Consider the following 11,385-nt stretch of genomic DNA (forward strand, 5'->3'; position numbering starts at 1 on the left):
GCACGATATCCATGATCAGGCCCTGGCCGGTCTTGTTGACGATCTTGCTGCCCAGGAAGCCGGCGATGGCGCCGAGAATGATCCAGCTGATGATACCCATTTTTTCCTCTCCATCCCCTGCCGACCCGACATTTTCATATGATTGTCAAAACCTCAAGCCAACTTGAAATTCCGCCCGGATGCGCCATTGTTGAAGATGGGCTGGGCTTGGTTGAAATGGAGGATCCACTATGGGACTTTTTGACAACGCCGTTCCCGGCGGCAACATCACCAAACCGCTGATGATCGCGCTTGGCGCATTGCTGGTCGGAAAAATGCTGAGCGGCAGAAGCGCCGAACAGCCGGATCAAGCACCCGCACCAGCCGCCCCAACGCCTGCCGGGACCACCGCCAGCGACGGCGGCCTGCTCGGCGGTCTGGGCGGCCTGCTCGACAAGCTCAGGGATGCCGGTCACGGCAACGCCGCCGACTCCTGGGTCGGCACCGGGCAGAACCAGTCGATCAACGCCAATGATCTCGGAGCAGCGCTTGGGCCGCAGGTCATCCGCGAGATCGCGCAACGCACCGGCATGGATGAGGGGGAACTGCTCAAGCAGTTGTCCACGGCTTTGCCAGGCATCGTCGACAAGCTGACGCCGAACGGCCAAGTGCCACAACAGCACCAGGTGGCTTCGGCGTTCAACAGCTGACAAGAGTTGTTTGGAGAGTTGCCGAGGTGCGCGTCCGCACGGCCGCCCATAAGGCATATTCCATGAGGCTGACGGCGTTTCTGCGTCCTGTGCGGGGGATCGGCCTCGCACAGGATCAACTTTCCGACGGCAAGGTTGGTTGCCCACGACAACCGTTGGTCGTGCAATCGTAGATTAACCCGTTTTATGTCATCACTTTAAGGCAACTTGGGTGGTGATGAAGCATGAAGTCGGCGTGGGAACTAAAGGGCAGAGACAATCATCGGGCTTCTGTCATTTCCGGCACTTCGGTTCTGATGTTGCACGCCTTCATCTACGCATTTTTCTCCCAAGCGGATCCTGAATTCGCAACACTGTTTTCTCGATCATTCGGCCTTACAGCAGATCTCGGAAAATGCTCGGTGTCGTTTTCTGCTATTGTGATGTCGCAGATCGTTTATTCCATCGTTTTTGCCCTGCTGCTGATGCCCGTCGCGGCGAAGTGCGCAGTCGCCGCGATTACAGACGTTGAAAACCGAATATCGTATCTATGGATCGTTGGCGGTTCGTTGCTCTTGGCCGGATTCCTTGTTGGCGTTGCAACGGCTGATCACGGGTGGTGGCTGTCAAGCTGGGGCAGGAGGTCATTCATTGGCCGCACCACTTTTCCGGAAGCCTGCCAGAATAGCTCTCGCTCTTTCTATCCGCAGCCTTACGTTATCAGCCTCTGGCTTGCCGTGCTGACCTGGATAGCCCTAGCCGTGATCCTTGGTGGCATGAGAAGACTGAAGTTTCGCATTCAATACGATGATCTGCCTTTGGATCCACAATTGCGGGAAGAAATCCTGGAGATACGGGCAAAGTACCCACCCCTCCCGACGCCGAAGACAGCTAACAGGTGGCAAGCTTATCTCGGCTACATTCTGATCGTTGGAGGCTGCATGGCAGGGCTTTGGCACGGCCTCTACAAAGTTGGGACCGCAGTGATGCTGTTGGCATCAGGAAATTAGCTGGAGCGGGTAGCGGGAATCGAACCCGCATATTCAGCTTGGAAGGCTGCTGCTCTACCACTGAGCTATACCCGCGCCTTGCACTGAAGTATCGGATTCACAGGAAAAGCGCCATGCGCTTTTCGTCTCCGATGCTTTTACGTTTCAGGGCTTCCGGGCCGGCAGTGGTGGAGAGGGTTGGATTCGAACCAACGTAAGCTAAGCTAACGGATTTACAGTCCGTCCCCTTTAACCACTCGGGCACCTCTCCAGTCTGCCGCCGGAGCCATGCAACGAGGCATTCGCGCCAATTCGGACCCGAGTTGTGTCTTCTCCGAAACCAGCGAAGCGCCTTATGGCGGCAAGGCCATTGGGTGTCAACCGCGCAGGAAGGGTTTTTCGATGTTGTTCGCCGGCTGCGGCGACAGGGCATATCGCTGGCCGCAGGAGACAGCTATAGAAGCCGGCCATGAGCAACAATTCCAATACCCCGAAAGATACCSACTACGCCAAGCTGCGCCGCGCCTTTCGCGACGAGAAAAGCGGTGGCGCGCCGGCATTCAAGCCACGCCAGCCCGTGCCGCMCGGCGAGAACGCAGCCGACGGCCTGGTGCGACTTTATGGCCTGCACACGGTGCGAGCGGCGCTCGACAATCCGCGCCGCAAGATCCGGAAGATGCTGGTGACGCGCAATGCGGCCGAGCGCCTGGAGATAGCCGATCTCGCCGGGCTGCCTTTCAAAGCCGAACTGGTCGAACCGAGAGACATCGACAAGATCACCGGGTCGGACGCCGTGCATCAGGGCGTGCTGATCGAGGCGGAGCCGCTGAAGCCCAAGCGCCTCGATGCGCTGGGCGACACCAAGCTGGTGCTGGTGCTCGACCAGGTCACCGATCCGCACAATGTCGGCGCCATCCTGCGCTCGGCGGTSGCYTTCGGCGCCGGCGCGCTGATCACCACCGCGCGCCACAGCCCGCAGGAATCMGGCGTRCTGGCGAAATCCGCCTCCGGCGCGCTGGAGCATATCGACCAGATCGAAGTGAAGAACCTGGCCGACGCGCTSGGCCAGTTRCACGAGGCCGGCTTYCRSACSATCGGSCTYGATTCGGACGGCCCGGCCGAACTCGAAAAGAGCTTTGCCGGAGAAAAGATCGCGCTGGTGCTGGGGGCCGAAGGCAAAGGCCTGCGCCAGAAGACGCGCGAGACGGTGACCACGCTGGCACGGCTCGACATGCCGGGCGTCATCCGTTCACTCAACGTGTCGAATGCCGCGGCGATCAGTCTTTATGCCGCGCGAAAATTCCTTTCAGCGGATTGAATGAGCTACCGGTATGTTCGAAGCGTTCTCAGATCGTGGCGAATGGCTTGCGTTTCTTGTGAGTACAACCGGCACCCTACGGACGCTCCCTCCATCGGAATTCTATGACGAGGCGAACGACCGCTATCATGCCGTGACGGAAGACATATTCCGACTTATCCACACCCTTGAGAATCCGGCTGATCTTGGAAAATTCCTCGACGACACCGGCGGGGGGACTTGGCTGCCGGAGAGTCCCGAAGATTTGTCCTCCATGGATGCCACAGAGATCCACTATCGGGTCGCCTGCAATATAGCCGATGAAAGATGGGTGGATGGGATTCTGGGCGTGGCATTCAAGAACGGCACGCTTGTTCCAGCGCTTGAGCGGATCGCTGCCAACATCGGTAAATTCAAATTGACGAGCGACGGTCAGCAAGTTCCCTAACCACTCTCGCTATTCGCCACAGCGGTTTGCGTTTACGCCGCGCAGGCATTTCTGATGCGTGGCTTTGCCGATAAGAACGACGAACGGGCTCCGCCCGGCGAGGCAGGAACCCGTTCTCGGACAGGAGAGAGCCGGCGGCGTGGGAACGTTAAGCCGCCCTCTCCTGACCTAAGCTGCTTTGCCCTTCGCGTGGGCCGGTTCTTCGGCGACAGCGTGGCCCGCCATCCGCTCCAGCGCCCTGACCAGCGCCGAGTGATCTTCCTTCGCACCGCCATTGGCCGCACAAGAGTTGAACAGTTGCTGCGTCGTCGATGTGTTGGGCAGTGAAACGCCGAGCGCTTTCGCGCCCTCCAGCGCGAGATTGAGATCCTTCTGGTGCAATTCGATGCGGAAGCCCGGCGCGAAGGTGCGCTTGACCATGCGTTCGCCATGCACTTCGAGGATGCGCGAGGCCGCCAGCCCGCCCATCAGCGCCTGCCTGACCTTGGCCGGGTCGGCGCCGGCTTTCGAAGCGAAAACAAGCGCTTCGGCGACGGCTTCAATGGTCAGCGCGACGACGATCTGGTTGGCGACCTTGGTGGTCTGGCCGACACCGTTCGGCCCGACCAGAGTGATGTTCTTGCCCATCTTCTCGAACACGGGTTTGGCGCGCTCGAACGCTTTATCCTCGCCGCCGACCATGATGGTGAGAGATGCCGCCTTGGCGCCGACCTCGCCGCCCGAGACCGGCGCGTCGAGATAGTCGCAGCCGAGCTCGTTGATCTTCTTGGCGAAGGTCTTGGTCTCGATCGGCGAGATCGAGCTCATGTCGATGACCAGCTTGCCCTTGGAGAGGCCCGAGGCGACGCCGTTGTCGCCGAACAGMACATCGGCGACCTGTGGCGTRTCAGGCACCATGGTGATGATGATGTCGGCAGCCTTGGCGACGGCGGCATGGCCGGYGACTGTTTTCRGGCCTTTGGCGACGAGATCGGCGGGTGGCTTGGAACGGTGATCGCTGGCGATGACCTTGTAGCCGGCATCCAGCAGATGCCCCGCCATCGGCGCGCCCATGATGCCGAGGCCGATGAAGCCGATGGTTTCCATTGTGGTTCTCCAATAACTGTGTGAAGCGCCCCCTCATCCGGCCGCTGCGCGGCCACCTTCTCCCCGGTGGGGAGAAGAGACTGCCACGACCGTTGGCGACCTCTTCTCCCCTCGGGGAGAAGGTGGCCCGAAGGGCCGGATGAGGGGGCCTTAGCCGCTAAGCCGCCGCGCTTCCCTGCCCGGCCAGATCCCGGAACCAGCCCAGTCCGGCCTCAGTGCCGGCCTTCGGCTTGTACTCGGCGCCGATCCAGCCGGAATAGCCGATGCGGTCGATGTGGTCGTAGAGGAAGGGATAGTTGATCTCGCCCGTCCCCGGCTCGTGACGGCCGGGATTGTCCGCAAGCTGGATATGCGCGATGCGGCCGAGGTTGGCCTCGATTTTACGGGCGAGATCCCCCTCCATGATCTGCATGTGATAGATGTCGTATTGCAGGAACAGGTTTTTGGAGCCGACGCGGTCGATGATCGCCAGCGCCTGGTCCGAGTAGTTGAGGAAGAAGCCGGGAATGTCGCGGGTGTTGATCGGCTCGATCAGCAGCCGGATGCCGGCCTGCTCCAGTTTCTCCGCCGCGAAGGCGAGGTTCTCGGCAAAGACATTTTCGAGCACTTTGCGATCGGCGCCGGCGGGCGCGATGCCGGCCAGGCAATTGACCTGCGGGCAGCCGAGCGCATGCGCATAGGTGATCGCCTTGGCAATACCCTGGCGGAATTCCGGCACGCGGTCCGGCAGCACGGCAATGCCGCGCTCGCCCTTGGCCCAGTCGCCGGCCGGCAGGTTGAACAGCACCTGCGTCAGGCCGTTCTTCTTCAACCTGGCGGCCACCACCTCCGGCGCATGATCGTAAGGACCGATATATTCGACGCCCTTGAAGCCCGCGCGGGCGGCGGCGTCGAAACGGTCGAGGAAATCATGCTCGCCAAAGAGCATCGACAGATTGGCTGAAAAACGCGGCATTCTTTTTCTCCTAATCCAGCATCACGATCGCGGTCGGCGCGTCTTCCTGATGTTCGGCAAGGTCTTCGAATTCGGTGATCTTGTCGATCTCGGTGCCCATCGAGATGTTGGTGACACGCTCCAGGATGAATTCGAGCACGACCGGAACCCGGTGTTCCTTCATCAGCCGCTGCGCCTCTCTGAAGGCGCCGGCGAACTCTTCCGGTTTGTGCACCCGGACCGCCTTGCAGCCCATCGCCTCGGCAACGGCGACATGGTCGACGCCATAGCCGGCCTCGGGGTCGCCTGACCGGTTGATGTTCTCGAAGGCGAGGCTGACCTCGTAGTCCATGGCAAAACCGCGCTGCGCCTGGCGGATCAGGCCGAGATAGGCGTTGTTCACGACGACGTGGATGTAGGGCAGCTTGTGCTGCGCGCCGACCGCCAGTTCCTCGATCATGAACTGAAAATCATAGTCGCCCGACAGCGCCACGATGGTGCGGTCCGGATCGGCGGCGCGCACGCCGAGCGCTGCCGGCAGCGTCCAGCCGAGCGGGCCGGCCTGGCCGCAATTGATCCAGTTGCGTGGCTTGTAGACATGCAGGAACTGCGCACCGGCAATCTGCGACAGGCCGATCGTGGTGACATAGGTGRYGTCGCGGCCAAACGCCTTGTTCATTTCCTCATAGACGCGCTGYGGCTTCAGCGGCACCTGGTCGAAATGSGTCTTGCGCTTCATCGTCTTCTTGCGGGCCTGGCATTCCTTSGCCCARCCSGACCAGTCGCGCAGTTTKCCSGCCGTCTTCCAYTCGGTGGCGACGTCGAGCAGSATCTTCAGCGCSGCACCSGCATCYGAGACGACGCCRAGATCCGGCGCGAAGACACGGCCAATTTGAGTGGGCTCGACGTCGACGTGGATGAACTTTTTGCCCTTGGTGTAGACGTCGACSGAGCCGGTRTGGCGGTTGGCCCAGCGGTTGCCGATGCCGAAGACGAAGTCGGCCTCGAGCATCGTCGCGTTGCCATAGCGGTGCGAGGTCTGCAGCCCGCACATGCCGGCCATCAGCCGGTGATCGTCGGGAATAGCGCCCCAACCCATCAGCGTCGGAATGACCGGCACGCCGGATATTTCGGCGAACTCGATCAGCAGGTCCGATGCGTCAGCGTTGATGATGCCGCCGCCGGCGACGATCAGCGGCTTCTCCGCCGAATTGAGCATGGTCAGCGCCTTTTCAGCCTGGGCGCGGGTCATGGCCGGCTTGAACGGCGTCAGCGGCTCATAGGCGTCGATGTCGAACTCGATCTCGGCCAGTTGGACGTCGACCGGCAGGTCGATCAGCACCGGGCCCGGGCGCGACGAGCGCATCAGATGAAATGCCTTCTGCAGCGCCATCGGCACCAGATACGGCTCCATGACGGTAACCGCCCATTTGGCGACCGGTGCGGCAATGGCGGCAATGTCGACGGCCTGGAAATCCTCCTTGTTCAGTCGTGCCCGCGGCGCCTGGCCGGTGATGCAAAGGATAGGAATGGAATCCGCCGCCGCCGAGTAGAGACCGGTGATCATGTCGGTGCCGGCCGGACCCGAAGTGCCGATGCACAGCCCGATATTGCCGGCCTTGGTGCGAGTATAGCCTTCGGCCATGTGCGAGGCGCCCTCGACGTGGCGGGCCAGGACGTGGCGGATCGTGCCCCTCGCCTTCAACGCCGAATAGAGCGGGTTGATCGCCGCGCCCGGCACGCCGAAGGCGCAGGCAATGCCTTCCTTTTCGAGAACGAGAACCGCGGCATCGACAGCGCGCATCCTGGCCATTTCTTCGCCCTCCACAGGGTTTTGTCATTGTTGGATGGCCGAGAATGTCACCCAAGCGACTATTTTTCAATTTTTTCAGAATATTTTTCCATTTCTAGAAAACGACGACTATATGCTGATTTTATTGTATTTTCTGTTTTCCAGGAATTTCTTTTCTCGCGACAGTGAAAAACTTTTTCATTGCTTGTTCGGTGAAATCGGCGAAACTGGCGTCATGGAAACCGTCGAGAAACGCCAGCGCGGCCGGCCGCGCGCTTTCAATGGACCTGCCGAGGCCAGTTCGGTGCAGTCGCTCGACCGGGCCTTGCGCATCCTGGCCATTGTCGCCGAGGGCAGCGGCCTGTCGCTGAGCGAGATATCGGCGCAGAGCGGCCTTGCCGCCTCMACCGCCTACCGCATGCTGACGACGCTGCAAAACCACGGCATGGTCGAGTTCGACACATCAGACCAGTTGTGGTCGATCGGCGTCGAGACCTACCGCATGGGCGCGGCATTCCTGCGCCGCCGCAAGCTGGTCGACCGCGCCCGCATCGTCATGCAGGAGCTGATGGAGAGAACCGGCGAGACCGCCAATCTCGGCGTCGCCGAGGATGATTGCGTGGTGTTCGTCAGCCAGGTCGAGACGCACCAGGCGATCCGCGCCTTCTTCCGGCCGGGCACGCGCAGTCCTTTCCACGCGTCGGGCATCGGCAAGGCGGTTCTGGCGCATCTCGAGCCGGAGCGCGTCGGCACTATCTTGCGCAAGGCCGGCCTGCAGCGCTTCACCGACAAGACGCTTTCCGACATTTCCGCCCTCGCCCACGACCTTGCAACGATCAAGCGGCGCGGCTGGTCGGTGGATGACGAGGAACGGCACCCCGGCATGCGCTGCGTGGCGGCGGCCATCTTCAACGAGTTCGGCGAACCGATCGGCGGCGTCTCGGTGTCGGGGCCGACCGTGCGGGTGACGCCGGAGCGCCTGGCGGAGATCGGACCGATGGTGCGCAATGCCGCGGCCGAGGTGACCAGGATGATCGGCGGCGTGCAAGCCGGCTGATCACCCTGCCCCGGGCAGAGCGCTCTTGGTCGCGATATCGAAGAAATCGAGCAATATAGCCAAGCCGACGCCGCAAGCGGTGAAGATGAGGCCGGTGATGAAGATGCGGTTGGCGCGTTCATAGATGCGCCGCTGCAGGGACTTGATGTCGAGCAGCAGCGCCAGGGCCCGCATCTGCAAGGCGATGCCAGCCAGGATCGGCAGGACGGCGACAAGATGGTAGGCCCGCCACGGAATCGGGTTGGCGGCCCAATGGGTGATGAAGCCCAGCGAAAAGGCCAGCAAGATGCCGACAGTGGTGACGGTGCCGTTGCGGAAAACCGTCTCGATCAGGTCTTCCCTGGGTTCCTGCTCGTCCAAGCCACCCTCCCTCTGCCGGGCCATCGGGGTAGACTAGACGCTGCGAAAATCGCTGTATAGCGCCCCGCTACATCGGATTTCACCGCCTTGCCGAGGTGTTCGAATGCATGCGAAAGGGCGCGGATGAGGAAAACGGTTCAGCTTCTGCTCGTCGCTTCGCTAAGCGGATGCGTGGCGACGACACCTCGACCAGATGCCGGCGACCAACGCGTCAATCCCATTCCGTTCTCACTCGCGCTGGAAGAGGTCGTCACGACCGGTATCCGCCAGCACCTGCTGGATCCGGCCTCGGCCAGGTTCGGGACGATTCTCGCCGGCGAGCAAACGACGAGCGGTCGCCAGGAAATCGTGGTCTGCGGCACCGTCAGCGCCAAGACCCCATCCGCGGGCGGTGACAAGGTGTTTGTTGCCAAGGTCTACCCGGATGCCGGAAGCAGCTTCGAACTCGTCGCGATGAGCGACGGGACGCCTGAGGCTCGCCGTCGAATTGGTGACCTCTGCCAGGCGGCCGGCTTGCCGATTTCCGACACTGGTTCGAAGGTCTGATAGGCGGTTGCGCACTCAGTGCGCTCGCCGGGTACAAAGAAAAAGGGGCCGCATGCGGCCCCCTTTTACTGTGATTGGTTGAGCTCCTCTCAAAGCCTGCAAGTGCGCGGGCCGTTGTAGCTCATATAGGTGTCCGAGCCTTCATCGTAGGAGGCGTAGCGAGCGTAGCAGCGGCGGATGTGGATCGAGTCGTAGTCTTCCTCGACATAGGCGGTGCGCGGCTGCTGCTGGGCAAGCAGGCTGCCGAGGACGAAGCCACCTATGCCGGCGGCGACGCCGATGCCGATGCCATTGTGGTGGTGATGCAGCGGATGAGCGGCCGAGGGCTGGACAGTGCCGGCCAGCGTGGTGGCGGCGACGGTCGTGGCGATGAGGGTGGAAACGAGTGTGCGCTTGAACATGATGATCTCCTTGCTTCGTTGACCGAGGCGATCCATCCGCCTCTTGATCATCTGTCGTTGCGGCCAGGAAAAAGGTTCGAATCTTTTTTCTGACTTTTCAGCGCGACCTCCCCGCCTCGCATTTCCAGCTTCGCCTCCGGCGATTACGAAGGCCGCACGGAACGCAAAAAGGGCGGCCGAAGCCGCCCTTTTGGGAGAATGGGGTCCCTCCATCAAAGGAAAATGATCACCTTGCCATGGCCGTGATGATGATGGTTGTGGTGCCACCACCAATGCTTCTTGAAGTGGTGATTGTGGTGATGATGATGGTGATGATGGAAGCCGTGAGCCGAGGACGACTGGACTGTGCCGGCGAGCGCGCCGGAGGCGACGAAAACGGCGACGAGGCCTGATGTCAGAGTGCGCTTGAACATGATGATCTCCTCCTTGATCGAGGCGACCCATTCGCCTCTGGAGATCAGTCGGCGTGGCGGGAGAAAAGGTTCGAAGGGGCGAGGAGTTTTTTCGGCGAGGTCGGGGAAAGAGCGAGTAGCGAAGGCCGGATCACAGGAATGTCTGCCCCGCTACCGACTATTCGCTATTCGCTATTCGCTATTCGCTTTCTCAGCCCATTCCCGTGACATGGCGAAGCCAGAAGGCCAGCGCGATGAAGCCGACGATCGTGGTCACGCCGGTCCAGTCGACATTGGCCTTCTTCACATCACTGATGAGCTTTACCAGCAGCATCCAGGCGATGACGACGATGGGGAGAATGATGATAAACCTGATCATGCGACACTCCAGTCCGAAGCGATTGCACCTGACCGATATGTAGGAAGCGTGGCCGCGAATTTCAGCATGCTCATCCGCAGCCTCATCCACCGCCGGGGTAACCGAAAATGGAGTTTTGTCTTTACTGGCGCAACAAATATGCTAACCGGAGCGCCGTGCCCTTGTAGCTCRGCTGGTAGAGCAGCGGTTTTGTAAACCGAAGGTCGGCGGTTCGATTCCGTCCGGGGGCACCAGCTTCCCTGAGACAGTTCGGCTTCTGTTACTCACTCGCCTACCGCGCAGCGAGATAAGGCACAGCACCGATCAGCTACTTCTGCTCCGACGACCAAGGAAAATTTACATAGTGGTCGCGGCTGTCGTAGCAGATGTTCCCGTACATCTTCAGATAGGCGTCCCGTCGCACCGCGTCCGCATAAACCGAGGCTGGGTCCTTAAGGTCGGCCTCATACTGGGCGAGGTTGGCGCTCGTCAGCGCTATCGGAAGGATGTCCATCGCCTGCGGGATGCTTTTGCCTTCGAGCCAGTCGGCTGCAAACTCTCCCATGGCATATCCGAAGACGGGCGAAGACAACGAGATGCTCGCCTTGTAGGGGCTGTTTCCCTTCCTGATTTCAGCGACGGCCTCCGGCTCGCCGTCAATTCCGCCGAGGAATTGGTCGGGCCGATCTTTCCCCGCCGCACGCAACGCTTCCAGCGCACCCAGCACGACGGCGTCGCCGCCGAGCACCACGTCGATGTCCGGATTGGCAAGAAGGATGGTTTGCATGGTGGCGAACCCGCCTTCCTTGCTGACCGGCTTCGGCGCGATATCTGCCACGATCGTCACGCCCGGCATCGCGTTCAGGCCGGCGCGCATGGCCTCGAACCGAGGTGCCAGAAATTCCATCGTGTCCTGGGTCAGCAGCACGACCTTGGCCTTCCCGTTGAGCCTGGTTTTGATGTGATCGATCGCTGCGTCGGTCAGCACCTTGCCAGTTCGATATTGCGGGGCATTGAGCAGCAACGTTGCCGGCGGAGGCACGATGGTGCCAACAAA

Annotated in this window: 14 protein-coding genes, 3 tRNA genes and 1 pseudogene; 7 read left to right on the top strand and 11 right to left on the bottom strand. The window is 61.1% G+C overall.

The features are described from left to right. Positions 1-100: pseudogene (locus AC1DX0_RS22600) on the bottom strand (GlsB/YeaQ/YmgE family stress response membrane protein); the annotation flags it as partial. 130 nt (positions 101-230) lie between these two features. Here AC1DX0_RS22600 and AC1DX0_RS22605 point away from each other — a divergent pair. Together AC1DX0_RS22605 and AC1DX0_RS22610 are read left to right on the top strand one after the other, a co-directional pair. Further along, on the top strand, positions 231-689 hold the full coding sequence (locus AC1DX0_RS22605; RefSeq protein ID WP_477221437.1) for a YidB family protein: 459 nt from the start codon (positions 231-233) through the stop codon (positions 687-689). Positions 690-913: 224 nt separating this feature from the next. After that, positions 914-1,678 (top strand): hypothetical protein, encoded by a 765-nt coding sequence (locus tag AC1DX0_RS22610; protein WP_477221436.1) that lies wholly within the window; start codon positions 914-916, stop codon positions 1,676-1,678. Between the two features lies 1 nt (position 1,679). Here AC1DX0_RS22610 and AC1DX0_RS22615 read toward each other — a convergent pair. Beyond that, positions 1,680-1,753: transfer RNA gene (locus tag AC1DX0_RS22615), tRNA-Gly, on the bottom strand. 90 nt (positions 1,754-1,843) lie between these two features. After that, positions 1,844-1,928, bottom strand: a tRNA-Tyr gene (locus tag AC1DX0_RS22620). A 198-nt stretch (positions 1,929-2,126) separates the two neighbouring features. On the opposite strand from AC1DX0_RS22620, the gene AC1DX0_RS22625 reads away from it, so the two are divergent. Together AC1DX0_RS22625 and AC1DX0_RS22630 are read left to right on the top strand one after the other, a co-directional pair. Further along, positions 2,127-2,975, top strand: a complete 849-nt coding sequence (locus AC1DX0_RS22625; protein WP_477356907.1) for a TrmH family RNA methyltransferase — start codon at positions 2,127-2,129, stop codon at positions 2,973-2,975. Between the two features lie 13 nt (positions 2,976-2,988). After that, the gene (locus tag AC1DX0_RS22630) at positions 2,989-3,402 is read left to right on the top strand and encodes a hypothetical protein (RefSeq protein ID WP_477221434.1); all 414 of its coding nucleotides are present in this window, start codon (positions 2,989-2,991) and stop codon (positions 3,400-3,402) included. A 168-nt stretch (positions 3,403-3,570) separates the two neighbouring features. On the opposite strand, the gene AC1DX0_RS22635 is transcribed toward AC1DX0_RS22630, so the two are convergent. The 3 genes from AC1DX0_RS22635 to gcl all read right to left on the bottom strand — a co-directional run bounded on the left by AC1DX0_RS22635 (position 3,571) and on the right by gcl (position 7,235). Then, complete coding sequence (locus AC1DX0_RS22635; protein ID WP_477356909.1) at positions 3,571-4,488, bottom strand: 2-hydroxy-3-oxopropionate reductase; 918 nt, start codon at positions 4,486-4,488, stop codon at positions 3,571-3,573. Between the two features lie 157 nt (positions 4,489-4,645). After that, positions 4,646-5,443: a 2-oxo-tetronate isomerase gene (gene otnI, locus AC1DX0_RS22640; protein WP_477221432.1), complete on the bottom strand. Its 798-nt coding sequence runs from the start codon at positions 5,441-5,443 to the stop codon at positions 4,646-4,648. A 10-nt stretch (positions 5,444-5,453) separates the two neighbouring features. Then, positions 5,454-7,235, bottom strand: coding sequence for a glyoxylate carboligase (gcl, locus tag AC1DX0_RS22645; protein WP_477356911.1), 1,782 nt, complete (start codon positions 7,233-7,235; stop codon positions 5,454-5,456). Positions 7,236-7,449: 214 nt separating this feature from the next. Here gcl and bhcR point away from each other — a divergent pair, with 214 nt between their 5' ends. Next, complete coding sequence (gene bhcR / locus AC1DX0_RS22650; protein WP_477221430.1) at positions 7,450-8,271, top strand: HTH-type transcriptional regulator BhcR; 822 nt, start codon at positions 7,450-7,452, stop codon at positions 8,269-8,271. Here the strand turns inward: bhcR and AC1DX0_RS22655 are convergent, their stop codons facing one another. Next, complete coding sequence (locus tag AC1DX0_RS22655) at positions 8,272-8,631, bottom strand: hypothetical protein (RefSeq protein WP_477356913.1); 360 nt, start codon at positions 8,629-8,631, stop codon at positions 8,272-8,274. Between the two features lie 123 nt (positions 8,632-8,754). Between AC1DX0_RS22655 and AC1DX0_RS22660 the strand changes: the two genes are divergently transcribed. Continuing rightward, positions 8,755-9,177, top strand: a complete 423-nt coding sequence (locus AC1DX0_RS22660) for a hypothetical protein (protein ID WP_477221428.1) — start codon at positions 8,755-8,757, stop codon at positions 9,175-9,177. Positions 9,178-9,266: 89 nt separating this feature from the next. Here AC1DX0_RS22660 and AC1DX0_RS22665 read toward each other — a convergent pair whose 3' ends face one another. The 3 genes from AC1DX0_RS22665 to AC1DX0_RS22675 form a co-directional block, all read right to left on the bottom strand. Beyond that, complete coding sequence (locus tag AC1DX0_RS22665; protein ID WP_477221427.1) at positions 9,267-9,578, bottom strand: BA14K family protein; 312 nt, start codon at positions 9,576-9,578, stop codon at positions 9,267-9,269. Positions 9,579-9,790: 212 nt separating this feature from the next. After that, complete coding sequence (locus AC1DX0_RS22670; protein WP_477221426.1) at positions 9,791-9,991, bottom strand: hypothetical protein; 201 nt, start codon at positions 9,989-9,991, stop codon at positions 9,791-9,793. A gap of 190 nt (positions 9,992-10,181) precedes the next feature. Beyond that, the gene (locus AC1DX0_RS22675) at positions 10,182-10,349 is read right to left on the bottom strand and encodes a hypothetical protein (protein ID WP_477221425.1); all 168 of its coding nucleotides are present in this window, start codon (positions 10,347-10,349) and stop codon (positions 10,182-10,184) included. 157 nt (positions 10,350-10,506) lie between these two features. On the opposite strand from AC1DX0_RS22675, the gene AC1DX0_RS22680 reads away from it, so the two are divergent. Then, positions 10,507-10,582, top strand: a tRNA-Thr gene (locus tag AC1DX0_RS22680). Positions 10,583-10,656: 74 nt separating this feature from the next. Here AC1DX0_RS22680 and AC1DX0_RS22685 read toward each other — a convergent pair. After that, a partial coding sequence (locus tag AC1DX0_RS22685; protein WP_477356915.1) for a substrate-binding domain-containing protein occupies positions 10,657-11,385 on the bottom strand: 729 nt, incomplete at its 5' end.

This window comes from Mesorhizobium sp. P3_A9 (assembly GCF_056402975.1).

Bases quoted from the DNA above. Each gene is read 5' to 3' on its own strand.
- AC1DX0_RS22605 (WP_477221437.1), top strand. From the start codon at position 231: ATGGGACTTTTTGACAACGCCGTTCCCGGCGGCAACATCACCAAACCG.
- AC1DX0_RS22610 (WP_477221436.1), top strand. From the start codon at position 914: ATGAAGTCGGCGTGGGAACTAAAGGGCAGAGACAATCATCGGGCTTCT.
- AC1DX0_RS22630 (WP_477221434.1), top strand. From the start codon at position 2,989: ATGTTCGAAGCGTTCTCAGATCGTGGCGAATGGCTTGCGTTTCTTGTG.
- otnI (WP_477221432.1), bottom strand. From the start codon at position 5,443: ATGCCGCGTTTTTCAGCCAATCTGTCGATGCTCTTTGGCGAGCATGAT.
- AC1DX0_RS22660 (WP_477221428.1), top strand. From the start codon at position 8,755: ATGAGGAAAACGGTTCAGCTTCTGCTCGTCGCTTCGCTAAGCGGATGC.
- AC1DX0_RS22665 (WP_477221427.1), bottom strand. From the start codon at position 9,578: ATGTTCAAGCGCACACTCGTTTCCACCCTCATCGCCACGACCGTCGCC.
- AC1DX0_RS22670 (WP_477221426.1), bottom strand. From the start codon at position 9,991: ATGTTCAAGCGCACTCTGACATCAGGCCTCGTCGCCGTTTTCGTCGCC.
- AC1DX0_RS22675 (WP_477221425.1), bottom strand. From the start codon at position 10,349: ATGATCAGGTTTATCATCATTCTCCCCATCGTCGTCATCGCCTGGATG.